At 70.3% G+C, this 15588-nt stretch carries 12 protein-coding genes; 2 read left to right on the forward strand and 10 right to left on the reverse strand.

Annotated features, from left to right (window positions below):
• Positions 1-32: 32 nt before the first annotated feature.
• The 5 genes from CRP27_RS17020 to CRP27_RS17040 all read right to left on the reverse strand — a co-directional run bounded on the left by CRP27_RS17020 (position 33) and on the right by CRP27_RS17040 (position 8560).
• Complete coding sequence (locus tag CRP27_RS17020) at positions 33-2201, reverse strand: ATP-dependent Clp protease ATP-binding subunit (protein ID WP_097181805.1); 2169 nt, start codon at positions 2199-2201, stop codon at positions 33-35.
• 54 nt (positions 2202-2255) lie between these two features.
• On the reverse strand, positions 2256-3662 hold the full coding sequence (locus CRP27_RS17025) for an MFS transporter (RefSeq protein WP_097181806.1): 1407 nt from the start codon (positions 3660-3662) through the stop codon (positions 2256-2258).
• 211 nt (positions 3663-3873) lie between these two features.
• A complete protein-coding gene (tatA, locus tag CRP27_RS17030; RefSeq protein WP_097181935.1) occupies positions 3874-4143 on the reverse strand; it encodes a twin-arginine translocase TatA/TatE family subunit in 270 nt (89 codons plus the stop codon).
• 162 nt (positions 4144-4305) lie between these two features.
• Positions 4306-5769: a sugar transferase gene (locus tag CRP27_RS17035; protein ID WP_097181807.1), complete on the reverse strand. Its 1464-nt coding sequence runs from the start codon at positions 5767-5769 to the stop codon at positions 4306-4308.
• 112 nt (positions 5770-5881) lie between these two features.
• The gene (locus CRP27_RS17040; RefSeq protein WP_141399808.1) at positions 5882-8560 is read right to left on the reverse strand and encodes a glycoside hydrolase family 2 protein; all 2679 of its coding nucleotides are present in this window, start codon (positions 8558-8560) and stop codon (positions 5882-5884) included.
• 217 nt (positions 8561-8777) lie between these two features.
• Here CRP27_RS17040 and CRP27_RS17045 point away from each other — a divergent pair, with 217 nt between their 5' ends.
• The gene (locus CRP27_RS17045) at positions 8778-9176 is read left to right on the forward strand and encodes a pilus assembly protein CpaE (protein ID WP_097181936.1); all 399 of its coding nucleotides are present in this window, start codon (positions 8778-8780) and stop codon (positions 9174-9176) included.
• A gap of 58 nt (positions 9177-9234) precedes the next feature.
• Positions 9235-10065: an aldo/keto reductase gene (locus CRP27_RS17050; RefSeq protein WP_097181809.1), complete on the forward strand. Its 831-nt coding sequence runs from the start codon at positions 9235-9237 to the stop codon at positions 10063-10065.
• 130 nt (positions 10066-10195) lie between these two features.
• Here the strand turns inward: CRP27_RS17050 and CRP27_RS17055 are convergent, their stop codons facing one another.
• The 5 genes from CRP27_RS17055 to dnaK form a co-directional block, all read right to left on the reverse strand.
• The gene (locus CRP27_RS17055; protein ID WP_097181810.1) at positions 10196-11338 is read right to left on the reverse strand and encodes a class I SAM-dependent methyltransferase; all 1143 of its coding nucleotides are present in this window, start codon (positions 11336-11338) and stop codon (positions 10196-10198) included.
• A 34-nt stretch (positions 11339-11372) separates the two neighbouring features.
• The gene (locus CRP27_RS17060; RefSeq protein WP_097181937.1) at positions 11373-11783 is read right to left on the reverse strand and encodes a heat shock protein transcriptional repressor HspR; all 411 of its coding nucleotides are present in this window, start codon (positions 11781-11783) and stop codon (positions 11373-11375) included.
• A gap of 126 nt (positions 11784-11909) precedes the next feature.
• The gene (locus CRP27_RS17065) at positions 11910-12911 is read right to left on the reverse strand and encodes a DnaJ C-terminal domain-containing protein (protein ID WP_097181811.1); all 1002 of its coding nucleotides are present in this window, start codon (positions 12909-12911) and stop codon (positions 11910-11912) included.
• A gap of 23 nt (positions 12912-12934) precedes the next feature.
• Positions 12935-13576 (reverse strand): nucleotide exchange factor GrpE, encoded by a 642-nt coding sequence (locus tag CRP27_RS17070; RefSeq protein WP_097181812.1) that lies wholly within the window; start codon positions 13574-13576, stop codon positions 12935-12937.
• Entirely contained in the window at positions 13577-15445 is a 1869-nt protein-coding gene (gene dnaK, locus CRP27_RS17075) for a molecular chaperone DnaK (protein ID WP_097181813.1), read from the reverse strand.
• Positions 15446-15588: the final 143 nt, after the last annotated feature.

Consider the following 15588-nt stretch of genomic DNA (forward strand, 5'->3'; position numbering starts at 1 on the left):
GGCCTCCAGGCTGGTGCGTTCAGTGCGTCCGCTTACTCCTCGACGATCTCCGCCAGTTCGAAGGGCTCGACCGTCAGCTCGTCGCCGCCTGCGGCGACGTCGACACGGACCGTGTCGCCGTCGCGGACGTCACCCGACAGGATCGCCCGCGCGAGGCGGTCGTCGATCTGTCGCTGCATGAGCCGGCGGAGCGGCCGCGCGCCGTACACCGGGTCGTACCCGCGCTCGGCGAGCCAGGCCCGGGCGTCCGGGGTGACCGCGAGCTCGAGCCGGCGGTCCGTCAGCCGGCGCGCGAGCCGGTCGACGTACAGCGAGACGATCTGGCCGAGGTCGTCCTCGGTGAGCGCCTGGAACACGACGATGTCGTCGAGCCGGTTGATGAACTCGGGGCGGAAGGCCTGCTGCACGAGCTCCCGGACCGCCTCGTCGCGCTGCACGTCGGTGAGCGACTGGTCCGTCATGAACTGCGAACCGAGGTTCGACGTCAGGATGAGGATCGTGTTCCGGAAGTCCACCGTCCGGCCCTGCCCGTCGGTCAGACGACCGTCGTCGAGGACCTGCAGCAGCACGTCGAACACCTCGGGGTGCGCCTTCTCGATCTCGTCGAGGAGCACCACGGAGTACGGGCGCCGCCGGACGGTCTCGGTGAGCTGCCCGCCGGCCTCGTACCCGACGTACCCGGGCGGGGCGCCGATGAGCCGCGCGACGGAGTGCTTCTCGCCGTACTCGCTCATGTCGATGCGGACGAGGGCCTTCTCGTCGTCGAACAGGAACTCGGCGAGCGCCTTGGCCAGCTCGGTCTTGCCGACTCCGGTGGGGCCGAGGAACAGGAAGGAGCCCGTCGGACGGTCCGGGTCGGAGATGCCCGCGCGGGTGCGGCGGACGGCCTCGGACACGGTGCTCACGGCGGAGCGCTGCCCGATGATCCGGCGGCCCAGCTCGTTCTCGAGGTGCAGGAGCTTCTCGGTCTCACCCTGCAGCAGGCGCCCGAGCGGGATGCCCGTCCACTGCGCGATCACGGCGGCGATGTCCTCGTCGGTGACGCTGTCGTTGACCATCCGGTCGGCGGACTCGGCCTGCTCGGCAGCGGCGAGCTCCGCCTCGATGCGCGGCTTCTCGGCGTACTCGAGCCGCGACACGGTGGCGTAGTCGGCTTCGCGCTGGGCCCGCTGGCTGCGCATGTTGAGGTCGTCGAGCTGCTGCTTGAGCTCACCGATCCGGTTGAGGCTCGCGCGCTCGGCCTGCCAGCGCTGCTCGAGGGCGGCGAGGCGTTCCTCACGCGTGTGCAGCTCGTTCCGCAGGGTCTCGAGGCGGGCCTTCGAGGCGTCGTCCTTCTCCTGCTTCAGCGCGAACTCCTCGACGCGCAGCCGGTCGACGTTCCGCTTCAGTTCGTCGATCTCGACCGGGCTGGAGTCGATCTCCATGCGGAGCCGGCTCGCTGCCTCGTCGATGAGGTCGATCGCCTTGTCCGGAAGCTGCCGTCCGGAGATGTACCGGTTCGACAGGCTCGCCGCAGCCACGAGGGCGGAGTCGTTGATCGACACCTTGTGGTGCGCCTCGTACCGCTCCTTGAGCCCGCGGAGGATCGCCACGGCATCCTCGACGCTGGGCTCCCCGACGTAGACCTGTTGGAAGCGGCGCTCGAGCGCGGCGTCCTTCTCGATGTACTCGCGGTACTCGTCGAGGGTCGTCGCGCCGATGAGCCGCAGTTCGCCGCGGGCCAGCATCGGCTTGAGCATGTTGGACGCAGCGACGGAACCCTCGCCGCCGCCGGCGCCCATGAGGGTGTGCAGCTCGTCGATGAACGTGATGACCTGCCCGTCGGAGTCGTTGATCTCCTTGAGCACGGCCTTGAGCCGCTCCTCGAACTCGCCGCGGTACTTCGCGCCGGCGATGAGGGCGGAGATGTCGAGCGACACGAGTCGCTTGTCCTTGAGGGAGTCGGCGACGTCGCCCGCGACGATGCGCTGCGCGAGGCCTTCGACGACGGCGGTCTTGCCGACGCCGGGTTCCCCGATGAGCACGGGGTTGTTCTTGGTGCGGCGGGTCAGCACCTGGCTGACGCGCCGGATCTCGGCGTCGCGGCCGATCACCGGGTCGAGCTTGCCGCTCCGGGCGATCGCCGTGAGGTCGACGCCGTACTGCTCGAGGGCGGTCTTCTGTCGCTCTTGCGAGTCAGGAGCACCCTGGAGGTTCGCCATGCGTTCCGTCCTTTCGTCACGGTGTTCGTGTAGTTGAGTCTACTCCACTCAACTTCAGTTGGCAGCGCGGTATTCCGACCGCGGGTTCCGGATGCCGACGGCGCTCACGATCGCACCCGCCACGAGGAGCACCGCGATCGCGACCATCGCCCGATGGAGTCCCTCGACACTCACGGCCCCGCCCAGCACGATGCCCGCCAGGGCCACCATCACGAGTCCTGCGATCCTGGCGATCGCGTTGTTCACCGCCGACCCGACGCCCGCCTCGGACTGCGGCACCGACCCCAGGACGGCACTCGTCAGGGGCGTCACCATGAGGGCGATCCCGGCACCGATCAACACGAGGCCGGGGAGCACCGACCACCAGTACGCGTGCGGGTCGTCGCCGGCGAGCAGGAGCACGAGCGCGCCCAGCGCCGCGATCGCCGGACCGGCCGCCATGAACCACCGCGGACCCCACCGGCCGGCGAAGGCCCCGACGGTCGTCGAGAGGAGCAGGAGCATCACGGTCGGGGGCAGCGTCGCGAGTCCGGCGAGCCAGGCCGGGAAGCGCCAGACCTCCTGCAGGAAGAGCGTCACCACGAAGAAGACCATGCCGAGCGCGCCGTAGATCGACAGCGTCGCGAGGTTGCCGACCGCGAAGTTCCGCGCGCGGAAGAGCTCGAGCGGCACGAGCGGCGCACCCGACGTCCGGGTCACCCGGAGCTCCCACGGCACGAACGCCGCGAGCGCCGCGCCACCGACGACCAGTGCGGCCACGACGATCGGCGCACCCCACCCGAGCCGCTCCTGCTCGATCAACCCGAGGACCACGCCGCCGACCCCGAGGACGGCCAGCACCGCACCGACGACGTCGACCCGAGCCCGGTGCCCGGCCCGCACGTCGGCCGAGATCCGCCGCACCAACGGGATCGTCACCGCGATCGGCACCGCGGTCAGGACGAAGATCCAGCGCCACCCGATGCCGTCCACGACGAACCCGCCGACCACCGGCCCGAGGATCGTCGCGGCGCTCGACCACGCGGTCCACGTACCGATCGCCTTCGCCTGCGCCGCACCGCGGAACGCGGCCACGATGAGCGCGAGGGCGCTCGGGGTCACCAGCGCTCCGCCCACTCCCTGGAACGCCCGCGCGACGACGAGCACCTCACCGGACGGGGCGATCGCGCAGGCGACAGAGGCGATGCCGAAGACCACGAGCCCCCACGTGATGATCCGCACCCGGCCGAACAGGTCCGAGAGGCTCCCGGCGACCAGGATCAGCGACCCCAGCGTGATCAGGTACGCGTCGACCGTCCACTGCTGGACCACGAGTCCCCCGCCCAGTTCGTCACGGATCGCCGGGAGCGCCACGTTCACGACGCTCGAGTCGAGCCCGACCACGAACGACGACAGGATCGCCACGACCAGGACGACGCGTCGGTCGTCACGGAGCGGCGCGGTGGCGTGGGCAGTGGACACGTGCTCATCCTCCACCCGCTCGCGCGCCCTCGCACCACCTCGCACCGCCTCGCACCGCCTCGCACCGTGCGAGGTCTCGTCGACCGTGCGAGGCTCGCGACCTCCCACACTCGTCGGCACCTCGCACACTGGGCACGCCTGCGCTCCGCGCACGACGAAGCCCCCGCGACCGAGAGGGTCGCGGGGGCTGCCGACAGGACGGGGCTGGGTCCTAGTTGCGGTGGTCCGTGTTCGGCTGGACCGACGGGCCGGGGTTGACGACCGGCTGCGCGACGGGCGCCGCGGGCTCAGCAACAGTGCTGTTCTGCACACCGTTGTCGGTGCCCTTGGCCTTCTTGTCGTCGTCGCCCATCTCCTTCTTGAAGATGTTGATCGACTGGCCGAGGCCCTTGGCGAGTGCCGGGAGCTTGGTCGCACCGAACAGCAGGATGACGATCCCGAGGATGATCAGCAGGTGTACGCCGCCGAGGTTTCCGAGCATCATGACTCCTTGATCTGGAACTGGTCGCCGTCCTCGTGTCGTCGTCGACACGTGCGGCGGAAGTCCGTGGTCTCCCCATCGTAACTCGCACGGCCCCGGAATCCCAGGCCGGTCCCACGAACGGACACCGTTCGCACAGACAGCGCGCTGATCTGGCCCGGATCAGTACGCACCGCGGGAGCGCAGCACGGACGGGATCGTCCGGGCCAGGATCACCACGTCGTGCACGAAGGACCAGTTCTCGACGTAGTGCAGGTCGAGCCGCACGCCATCGGCCCAGTCGAGGTCGGAGCGACCGCTGACCTGCCACAGTCCCGTGATGCCCGGGGTCACCAGGAGACGTCGGTCGGCGAAGTCCTCGTACAGGGCGACCTCTCGGGGCAGTGCCGGGCGCGGCCCGACGAGGCTCATCGACCCGGTCAGCACGTTCCACAGCTGCGGGAGTTCGTCGAGCGAGGTCCGGCGCAGGAAGCTGCCCACCCGGGTCACCCGCGGGTCGTCCTTCATCTTGAAGAGCGGCCCCGCGCCCTCGTTCGACTGCGCGAGCGCTGCCATCCGGGCTTCGGCGTCGACGCACATCGTCCGGAACTTGAGGATCGAGAACTCCCGGCCACCGCGACCGACCCTGGTCTGTCGGAAGAACACCGGCCCGCGGTCGTCCGCGCGGATGACGAGCGCCAGGAGGGCGAACACCGGTGCGAGGAGCAGCAGACCGATGCCGGCGCCGATGACGTCGAGCGCCCGCTTGCCCAGTCGGCGGCTGTAGTCCGGCGTCTCGACGTGCATGAGTGGCAGGCCGTCGACGGGTCGCTCGTGCACGCGTCCGGCGGCGATGTCGGCGAGTGGCGAGGACACCACCAGCTCGACGCCCTGCGCCTCGAGTTGCCAGCCGAGCCGCCGGAGTCGTTCGTGCCCACCCGCGACAGCCCCGGCGACGACGACCGCCGAGACGCCCTCCGATCGAGCGCGGTCGAGCACGGCATCGACACCGTCGAGCACGGGCGCACTCACGACCCCGAGGTCGACGACCGACCCGCGCGCCGCACAGTCCGTGATGACGGCACGCACGCGGTACCCGGCCGACGGCGTCGCCGCGATCCGACGACCGACGTAGCGGACGTCGTCCAGGTCCCCGACGAGCAGGACGTCCTGCAACCGCTCACCCCGGGCTCGGCGGCGTGCGAGGGACCCGCGGACACCCTTCCGGCCGAGCGCGAGCAGCAGCAGCCCGACCGGGAACGCGATGGCGACGTAGCCCCGCGCGAGGTCGACCTGGAGCGCGTAGGCGACGGCAGCGGTCGAGGCCACGGCCACGAGGCTCGCCGTGACGACGCGGCGGTACTCGTCACCCCCGACGCCGACGATGCGCGGATCACGCGTCCGGAAGGCCGCCAGCAGCGCCATCCACGACGCGATCAGCACGGGGGCGACCACGAACTCGATCCACCCGGCGCCGATCGTCCCGGCGGGCAGCTCGCCCGGGAACCGGACGAGGTGCGCGACCGCGAACGCGACGAGCAGCAGCCCGAGGTCGAGCCCGGCCAGCCCCACCGCGTCGGACCGACGACGGACCACTCGTCCGGTGCCGGGAACACCGACCGCGGGTGTGCGCAGCGTGAGTGACATCGGGAACCCTCCGGGTCGACCTCCGGACGGGACACCGACCGGGTGCCGCCGTCGTTCGGGTCACGACGTGGAGCGGCACTGCAGTCAATATATCACTCTGGTGTTCTGGACATCAATGCCCGAGAATGCGGTCCAGGGTGAGGAGTGTCGGCGCCTCGACCAGCGCGGGGACGTCGGCCGCGGTCACGCCGTGCAGCCGGAACGAGACCCGCTCCCCCGGCAGCAGGGTCATGAACCCGCGGTCGACGGTGCCCTCCGGCGAGACGCGGTCCGGCTGGAGGAGCAGGTCCCGGACGAGCGAGTCGGCCTCGACGACGAGTTCGACCCCGTCGTCGCCCACCGGCTCGAACGACGTCCGGTACCGCGCCGGCTGCCAGTGCATGTCCTTGTCCGGTGCCGGCGTCCACACCGCACGGCGCCAGTCCATGTCCGCCACGACGAGCTCGTTGGTCGGGTCGTCCACCACGCCGACGGACTCGGGCAGGGACACCACGGCGACCCCGGCGGCCGAGAGGTGGACGGGGAGCGTGACCTCGGCGAGCACGCTGCCGGACAGGGAGATCCGCCGCACGCGCACCACGCTGTCCAGGCCGGGACGGGTGGAGCGGACCGCGACCTCGATCGGCGCGTTCCCGAACGCACCGGGCGACACCCCGAGGGGCTCGGCCCCCGGCACCTCGAGGGACAGCGTGTCCGACAGATCACCGGACCCGACCGTCTCGTTCTCGGAGGCCGACGACGCGGGGCGATCCGTTCCTCCAGTCCGGGAAACCGACGCCGAGAACGACGTGACCGGCCGGATCGTCAGCAGCACGTCGTCGTAGAGCCGGCGCAGCTCGTGCGCCAGCGGCTTCAGCCGCCCCGCGGAGTCGATCGCCGACCACGAGGACACGGGCCACAGGTCGTTGAGCTGCCAGACCACGACCCCGGTGTTGCGGGGCCAGTGCGTCCGCCAGTGCTCGACGCCCGTCGCGATCGCGCGTGCCTGCTGCAGCTGGGTCAGGTAGTGCCACGCGTCGAACGAGGTCGGATCCACGGAGCCGAACCGCGGCGCGATGCCCCGCGCGAGCTTCCCCATGCCGTCCGCCGCCTTCTGGTGGTGGACGACACCGGGCGAGTCCACGGCGAGGGGTGCGTCACGCACGGCGTCGCGCAGCGTGCGCCAGGCGGGCGGCGCCTGCCACCCGAACTCGGACACGAACCGCGGGACGGAGTCACGGTAGTGGTCGTCGGACAGGCGGTTCCAGACGTCCCACGAGTGGTGCGTCTCGTGGTCGACGTCGTTCGCGAACAGCGACTCGTCTCCGGACCACGGCGACGCGACCGTGTAGAAGCGGGACGGGTCCACGGCGTCGACGATCGTCGGCAGGAGGTCGAGGTAGTAGTCGAGCCCCCAGCCGCGGTCCCCGAGCTCGTCGCCCCAGTTGTCGACGCCGTGCAGCCAGATGTTCTCGTTGTTGCCGTTCCAGACCACGAGCGACGGGTGGCGGGACAGGCGTGCGACGTTGTCCCGAGCCTCGGCGATGACCTCGCTGCGGATCGGCTCGCCCTCGGGGTAGGCGGCGCAGGCGAACGGGAAGTCCTGCCAGACGAGCAGCCCGAGTTCGTCGCAGACCTCGTAGAAGTCGTTCGACTCGTAGACGCCGCCGCCCCAGACCCGCACGAGGTTGACGTTGAGGTCGACGGCTGCCCGCAGCCGTCCCGCGACCCGCGCGCGGTCGACGCGGGACACGATGACGTCGTCCGGGATCCAGTTCACGCCACGCACGTCGATGAGCGTCCCGTTGACGTGCACGTTGAACGGCTTGCCGATCTCGTCCGAGGCCGTGTCGATGCGGGTCGACCGGAAGCCGGTGCGGAACGTCGACCGGTCGAGGACCTCGCCGTCGACGGTCTGCAGCTCGACGACCACGTCGTACAGCGCCTGCTGACCGTACCCGCGCGGCCACCACCGCTGCACGTCGGGCACGCGGACGGTGACCACGGTCTCGTCGTCCTTCGGCGTCAACTGTGCACGGGAACGCTGTCGCGTCGCCGTCCCCTCGGCGGTCTCGCCGCTCACCGTCACGACGAGCACGAGGTCGTCGTCCTCGCCGTCCTGGTCGAGGTCGTTCAACCCCGAGCGCTCGACGGTGAGGTGCGCGTCGAGCACGCCCTCGCCCGCCTCGACGTCCACCAGCGGCCGGACCTCCCGCAGCCGCGCCGTCGACCAGCGCTCGATCGCGATCGGTCGCCACGGTCCGCTCGTCACCGCGGTCAGGCCCCAGTCCCAGCCGAAGTTCGACGCCATCTTCCGGATGTACGGGAACGGCTCGTCGTACGGTCCGGGCATGCTGCCGGCCTTCGCCGCCACCCGACCGGCTTCGCGGTAGGGCGACTCGAACAGGACCTCGAGCGTCTTGCTGCCGCGGCCGACCCCGCCGGTCTGGTCGCGTGCGTCGAAGCGGTAGCGCCGGTGCATGTTGCGGGTGGTGCCCACGACGACACCGTCGAGACTGAGCTCCGCCACGGTGTCGAGTCCGTCGCACACCAGGTCGACGCGTTCGAAGCCCTTCGGGTCGACGTCGACCGTCCGCCGGTACGACCAGTCCGCGCGGCCGACCCACTTGCCGGCGTCCTCGTTGCGGTCGAACGTCGGGTCGGCCAGCAGTCCCTCGCGTTCCAGGTCGGTGTGCACCTGTCCCGGCACGGTCGCCGGGATCGTGCGCCCGGCGACACCGTCCGGAGCGCCGGTTCCTCCGACCATGGTCACGGTCCAGTCGTCGCGGAGTTCCTCGCGTTCGAGGGTCATGCGGGTCCTTCTCTGGGCGGACGGGGTGTCGTCCGCCTCGGTCGGGACGCCGGCCGGTGGCCCGCCCCGTGGCCGGTTCTTCGGCCTGGAGGCGCGGCACCGGTTGGCCGGGCGTCGTCGCGTTCGCGCGCGCGAACGCGGGTGCGGTCGCGCGTGGGGGTGCTTGGCGATGCTAGTACGGCGAGCTTGCAGGGTTCCGAGTGGCAGGCTGGAACGCGTGATCACAGTTGCTCTCGCCGCGGCCCTGCGTGACGCCGGTCTCCGCTGGCACCCGACGACCGGTGACCGGTTCGTCATCGACAAGCCCGGCGTCGACGACGACGTCTACACGGTGTCGGAGATGACCGTCGAACGCCACGACTACCCGTCCGGCACCGTGCTCGGGTTCAACGGCACGACGGAGTGGGCGCTCGACTCGGTCGACGCCGCCGAGTCGTTGTGGCTCCCCCGCGAGGACCAGCTCCGCGAGCTCCTCGGCCCGGCGTTCGTGTCCCTGACCGCGGGGTACACGGTGACCGCGACGATCGCCGGCGAGACCCGGGCGTTCACCGAGTCGCTGGCCGCCGACGCGTACGGGCAGGCGCTGCTCGCGTACATCTCCGCCGCCCTGGCGTGACGCGCCCGGCTGAACGTTCCCGGAATGGCTCCTGGGGACCGTTTGGTTGCATGACACCATGACCGTTCCGAACATCACCCTGAACGACGGCAAGACCATCCCGCAGCTCGGCTTCGGCGTCTTCCAGATCGACCCCTCCGAGACGAAGGCCGCCACCCTGGCCGCGCTCGAGGTCGGCTACCGCCACATCGACACCGCCGAGATGTACGGCAACGAGAAGGAGGTGGGCGAGGCCATCGCCGAGTCCGGCATCGACCGCTCGGAGATCTTCGTCACCTCGAAGCTCAACAACGGCTTCCACGAGCCGTCGACGGCCCTCGAGAACGGCAAGAAGTCGGCCGACCTGCTCGGCGGCTACACCGACCTGTTCCTCATCCACTGGCCGCTGCCCACCGTGTCGGACTTCGTCCCCACGTGGAAGGCCCTCGAGGAGCTCTACCACGCCGGCACCTCCCGCAGCATCGGCGTCTCGAACTTCCAGGCGCACCACCTGCACCGCCTCCGCGACGAGACCACGATCACCCCGGCGGTGAACCAGATCGAGGTGCACCCGTACCTCACGCAGGAGTCGCTGCGCCAGGCGAACGCCGACCTCGGCATCGCGACCGAGGCCTGGTCCCCCATCGCCCAGGGCCTCGTGCTCGACGACGAGACCATCACGCGCATCGCGTCGGCGCACGGGAAGTCCCCGGCGCAGGTCGTGCTCCGCTGGCACATCCAGCGCGGCGACATCGTCTTCCCGAAGTCGGTCACGCGTGCCCGTGTCGAGGAGAACTTCGCGATCTTCGACTTCGAGCTCTCCGGCGAGGACATGACGGACATCTCCGGCCTCGACAAGGGCCACCGGACGGGTCCGGACCCGGACACGTTCGACTACGTCCCGGCCTGATCCTGGTCGTCTGACGCCGGGCGGGTGAACCGCTCACCCGACGACGAATGCGCACGGTCCGCCGTGCGCATTCGTCGTTTCTGCGCGCACTCCGCGCGCACCCTGTGGACAGGCCTGGACGCCGCCCGCGCTACGCCCGCCGCGACGCCGTCACGGTGAACTTCGGCGTCCGCGTCACCTCGCGCGTCGACCCGACGAGCCGCTCCAGCACGGGGCGGTACCGCAGGTGCGAGTTCCAGACGCACCACAGTTCACCGCCGGACTGGAGGATCGTGGCCGCGTTCCGGAACATCGCCTCGGCCGCGTCGGTGGTCACCGTGGTGTCCGCGTGGAAGGGCGGGTTGCAGAGCACGAGCTGCGCGGAACCCTCGGCGAGCTCGTCACCAGCGTCGGTGCGGAGGACCTCGACCCGGTCCGCCACGCCGTTCGCCTCGGCCGTCGCACGGGTCGAGGCCACCGCGATCGCGGAGACGTCCGTCGCGATCACCTTGAGCGACGGACGACGCCGGGCGATGGCCGCGGCGATGACCCCGTTGCCGCACCCGAGGTCGACTGCGACCCGGGCGGTCGGCACCGCGGCGTCCATCGCCTCGAGCAGCACCCGCGTGCCCTGGTCGAGCGAGGTCCCGGCGAACACGCCGCCGTGCGCGACGAGGGTCATCCCGAGGTCGTCGACGTGCACCGACCGAGGCCAGGGGTTCGTGGCGTCCGCCCGGGTGGCCGAGGCGCGGAGCGGGTCCTGCGCGATGAGGAGCCGCGACTTGCCACGACCCCGGGACGCGGTGACGTCGCCGAAGTACCGGCGCAGGACGTCGTTCTGGGACAGGTTCATGTGCTTCGACACCCCGCCGCAGAGCAGCACGACGTCGGGCGAGGCGAACCGTGCGACGGCGCGGGCGATCTCGTCGAGCCGGTCGTTCGACTTCGAGAGCCGCAGGAGCACGAGTCGCACGTCGCGGAACGCCTGCTCGAGCGAATCCGGGTGGTGGAAGCCGCGGCGGCCGAACGTGCCGGCGTTCGCCTCGAGCGCGCGCACGCCGACGAGGGAGTCCTGCACGACCCGGACGTCCGAGGCCCCGTGGACCGTGATGGCGCCGAGCGTCAGCACCCCGTAGCGATCGTCGACGACCGCGACCTCGCCCGGCTGCCGGAGGGCGTCGCCGTGCACGTGCGGGGCCTCGTCGAGGATGAAGCGGTCCGTGCCGTCGATCGCGATGAGGTCCGCGGCGTCGTCGTCACGGCGGCGGAAGAAGTCGGCGAAGTCCGGTGGCACGGCGCAAGCGTACCGATCAGCGGGCGGGTCGCTGTCAGCGCGGCCCGCGGTACAGCACGATCTGCGTGTTCCGCTGTGGGCGCATCCCCGCGCGCAGGGGGACAGCACCGCCAGTGGCCGAGGCGGCGAACACGCGCGCTCCCGGCCGGTTGATGAGCTGGTCGGCGAGGGCCGTCTCCAGCTCGCTCACGCGCGCTCGCAGCGCGCGGTTCTCGTTCTCGAGTTCGAGCACGCGGCGGATGCCCTCGAGCGAGACGCCCTCGGACCCGAGCCGCGCGATCTCGCGCAGCTGGGCGACGTCCCGCATCGAGTACCGGCGCGAGCCGCCGCGCGTGCGGCCCGGCACGACCAGGCCGAGCCGGTCGTACTGCCGCAGCGTCTGCGGGTGCATCTCGGCGAGCTCGGCCGCCATCGCGATCGCGAAGACGGGCGAGTTCTCGTCCATGTCGGTCATGGCGCGTTCCTTCCGTCGTCCGCGTGGTGGTGAAAACCAGCCTGGAGGCACGGCGCGCGTTCCTGACGGAGCCGCGCCGTGCCTCCAGGCCGGGTCTACTGCTGGTGGTGCGCAGCGCTAGCTGCGCGCCTTGGCGAGGAGGTCCTCGCGGGGGTTCTCGTCGGGCAGGGTCTCGGCGAGGGCCTCGACGGCCTCCCGCTGCTTGTCCGACAGGTGCGACGGCACCGCGACCTGGACGGTGGCGAGCAGGTCGCCGGTCCCGTTCTTGGTCGTGACACCACGGCCCTTGACGCGGAGGACGCGGCCCGACGGCATGCCGGGTGCGACCTTCAGCTTGACGGTGGAACCGCCGAGCGTCGGGACCTCGATCGTCGCGCCGAGCGCTGCCTCGACGAACGTCACGGGAACGTCCAGCCGGAGGTTCTGCCCGTCGCGCTCGAACACCGGGTGCTTGCGGACGGTGACGGTGACCACGAGGTCACCGGCCTCACCGCCGTCGGGCGACGGTTCGCCACGGCCACGCAGACGGATCTTCTGACCGTCGGCGACACCAGCGGGGATGCGGACGTTCACCGGGCGGCCGTTGCCCTGCGAGAGCTTGACGGTGTCGCCGGCGATCGCGGTGGTGAAGTCGAGCGTGGTCGTCGCGGAGACGTCCCGGCCCTTCGTCGGTCCACCGAAGCCGCGGTACCCGCCGGAGGACTGGCCGAAGCCACCCCCGCCGCCGAACATCCCGCCGAGGATGTCCTCGAAGCCGCCGCCGCCTGCCCCGCCCTGGCCGAAACGGACGCGCTGTCCGCCCCCGCCCTGGTTGAACATGCCGCCGAAGACGTCCTCGAAGCCGCCGCCCTGGCCCGGGCCACCCGCGGTGAAGCGGGCACCAGAGCCCATGGCGCGGACCTGGTCGTACTCCTGGCGCTGCTCCTTGTCGGAGAGCACCGAGTACGCCTCGCTGATCTCCTTGAAGCGGTTCTCCGCGGCGGCGTCCCCCGGGTTGGAGTCCGGGTGGAACTGCCGCGCGAGCTTCCGGTAGGTCTTCTTCAGCTCAGCGTCGCTCGCCGTCTTGTCGACGCCGAGGACCTTGTAGAAGTCCTTGTCGAACCAGTCCTGACTGGCCATGAATCCCTACCTCCTCCCCGCGCTCAGGCCGGGACCGCCACCGCGACCTTGGCCGCACGGAGGACGCGCTCACCGAGCTTGTAGCCCGGCTCGACGACGTCCGCCACGGTCTGGCCGGTGGCGCCCGGTGTCGGGAGCTGCACGATCGCCTCGTGGACGTTCGGGTCGAAGGACTCGCCCTTCTCGCCGATCTGCACGAGCTTGAACTTCTCGAAGCCGCCGCGGATCTTCTGACCGATGACCTGCATGGGGCCCTCGGTGAGGTCGCCGTGCGCCTCGGCGCGGGTCAGGTCGTCGAGCGCCGGGAGGAGTGCACGCACGACCTCCGCGATCGCGACCTCGCGGTTCGCCTCTCGGTCACGCTCGACGCGCTTCCGGAAGTTCACCAGCTCGGCCTGCGCACGGAGCATGTCCGCACGCATCTCGGCGACCAGGTCGCGGTCCTCGGTGCTGAGCTTGTCCTCGGCGATGCCGCGGGCGGCGTCGGCCAGGAGTGCCTCGTCCTCCGGGGAGAGGTCGGTGGCACCCCCCGCCGGCGCGTCTGTCGGGACCTCGACGTCGGGGCCTTCGGCCTCGATGAGGTCCTCCGGCTGCTCCGCGTTGGTGGCGTCCCCTTCGACCTGGGGCTCGTCCTCGTTGGGGACGTTGTCCTTGGGGTCCGTCATCTACTTCTTGTCCTTGTCGTCCTCGTCGTCCACGACCTCGGCGTCGACGATGTCCTCGTCGTCCGCCTGTGCCTGGCCGTCGGCGGTGGGCTGCTCGCCACCGGCCGCAGCACCAGCGTCCTGCTGGGCGTAGATGGCCTGGCCGAGCTTGCCCTGCGACTCGTTGAGCTTGTCGAAGGCCGTCTTCACGGCGTCCTCGTCCTCACCCGCGAGTGCCGACTTGAGCGCGTCGACGTCGGCCTGCACCTCGGACTTGACGTCCGCGGGGAGCTTCTCGTCGTTCTCCTTGATGAGCTTTTCGATCGAGTAGACGAGCTGCTCGGCCTGGTTGCGACGCTCGTTCGCCTCACGACGGGCCTTGTCCTCGGCCGCGTGCTCCTCGGCCTCGCGGACCATGCGCTCGATGTCCTCCTTCGGCAGCGACGAGCCACCGGAGATGACCATCGACTGCTCCTTGCCGGTGCCCTTGTCCTTCGCGGACACGTGCACGATGCCGTTGGCGTCGATGTCGAACGTGACCTCGACCTGCGGGACGCCACGGGGAGCCGGCGCGATGCCGGTGAGCTCGAAGGTGCCGAGCGGCTTGTTGTCGCGGGTGAACTCGCGCTCGCCCTGGAAGACCTGGATCGCGACCGACGGCTGGTTGTCGTCAGCGGTCGTGAAGGTCTCGCTCCGCTTGGTCGGGATCGCGGTGTTGCGGTCGATGAGCTTCGTCATCAGGCCGCCCTTGGTCTCGATGCCGAGCGACAGCGGCGTGACGTCGATGAGCAGGACGTCCTTGCGCTCGCCCTTCAGGACACCGGCCTGCAGCGCCGCGCCGACGGCGACGACCTCGTCCGGGTTGACGCCCTGGTTCGGGGACTTGCCACCGGTCAGCGACTTGACGACCTCGGCCACGGCAGGCATGCGGGTCGAGCCACCGACGAGCACCACGTGGGCGATGTCGTTGACCGAGACACCGGCTTCCTTGATGACGTCGTTGAACGGCTTCTTCGTGCGGTCGAGCAGGTCGGAGGTCATCTGCTCGAACTGGGCGCGCGAGATGGTCTCGTCGAGGTTGAGCGGACCGTCGGCCGTGAGCGTCAGGTACGGGAGCTGGATGCTCGCGCTGAGCTGGCTCGACAGCTCCTTCTTGGCCTGCTCGGCAGCTTCCTTGAGGCGCTGCTTCGCGATCTTGTCGGTCGAGAGGTCGACGCCGTGCTCGTCCTTGAACTTCTTGATCAGGTAGTCGACGATGCGCTGGTCCCAGTCGTCACCACCGAGGCGGTTGTCACCGGAGGTCGCGCGGACCTGGATGGTCGAGAAGTCGTCGTCCTTGCCCACCTCGAGCAGGGAGACGTCGAACGTGCCGCCACCGAGGTCGAAGACCAGGATGAGCTCGTCTTCCTTGCCCTTGTCGAGGCCGTACGCCAGCGCAGCGGCGGTCGGCTCGTTGATGATGCGGAGGACGTTGAGGCCGGCGATCTCACCGGCGTCCTTCGTGGCCTGGCGCTCGGCGTCGTTGAAGTACGCCGGCACGGTGATGACCGCGTCGGTGACGTCCTCACCGAGGTACTGCTCGGCGTCGCGCTTGAGCTTGCCGAGGATGCGCGCCGAGATCTCCTGCGGCGTGTACTTCTTCCCGTCGATGTCCGTCGTCCAGTCGGTGCCGATGTGGCGCTTGACCGAGGCGATGGTGCGGTCGACGTTCGTGACGGCCTGGCGCTTGGCGGTCTCGCCGACGAGCACCTCGCCGTCCTTGGTGAAGGCGACGATCGACGGCGTGGTGCGGAGGCCCTCGGCGTTCGCGATGACGGTGGGCTCACCGCCCTCGAGCACGCTGACGACCGAGTTGGTGGTTCCGAGGTCGATGCCTACTGCACGTCCCATGTGTGGGTGCTCCTTCTGTTGGTGCGGGTCTTGCTGAAGTCTGCGGACTTGCGTCCGATGGACTCAACTCTACTCCGGACTGGAGGCACGTCAACTCTGGGAGCTGAAAGTTGCGTCTGAACGACGCAGGTTCTCGATCGCGG

The organism is Curtobacterium sp. 314Chir4.1 (assembly GCF_900215175.1).
In the GTDB taxonomy this organism is placed as follows: Bacteria; Actinomycetota; Actinomycetes; order Actinomycetales; family Microbacteriaceae; genus Curtobacterium; species Curtobacterium pusillum_A.

Excerpts from the sequence above, each read along its gene's own strand:
- CRP27_RS17070 (WP_097181812.1), bottom strand. The coding sequence starts at position 13,576 with ATGACGGACCCCAAGGACAACGTCCCCAACGAGGACGAGCCCCAGGTC.
- CRP27_RS17040 (WP_141399808.1), bottom strand. The coding sequence starts at position 8,560 with ATGACCCTCGAACGCGAGGAACTCCGCGACGACTGGACCGTGACCATG.
- CRP27_RS17035 (WP_097181807.1), bottom strand. The coding sequence starts at position 5,769 with ATGTCACTCACGCTGCGCACACCCGCGGTCGGTGTTCCCGGCACCGGA.
- CRP27_RS17020 (WP_097181805.1), bottom strand. The coding sequence starts at position 2,201 with ATGGCGAACCTCCAGGGTGCTCCTGACTCGCAAGAGCGACAGAAGACC.
- dnaK (WP_097181813.1), bottom strand. The coding sequence starts at position 15,445 with ATGGGACGTGCAGTAGGCATCGACCTCGGAACCACCAACTCGGTCGTC.
- CRP27_RS17065 (WP_097181811.1), bottom strand. The coding sequence starts at position 12,911 with ATGGCCAGTCAGGACTGGTTCGACAAGGACTTCTACAAGGTCCTCGGC.
- CRP27_RS17060 (WP_097181937.1), bottom strand. The coding sequence starts at position 11,783 with ATGGACGAGAACTCGCCCGTCTTCGCGATCGCGATGGCGGCCGAGCTC.
- CRP27_RS17050 (WP_097181809.1), top strand. The coding sequence starts at position 9,235 with ATGACCGTTCCGAACATCACCCTGAACGACGGCAAGACCATCCCGCAG.
- tatA (WP_097181935.1), bottom strand. The coding sequence starts at position 4,143 with ATGCTCGGAAACCTCGGCGGCGTACACCTGCTGATCATCCTCGGGATC.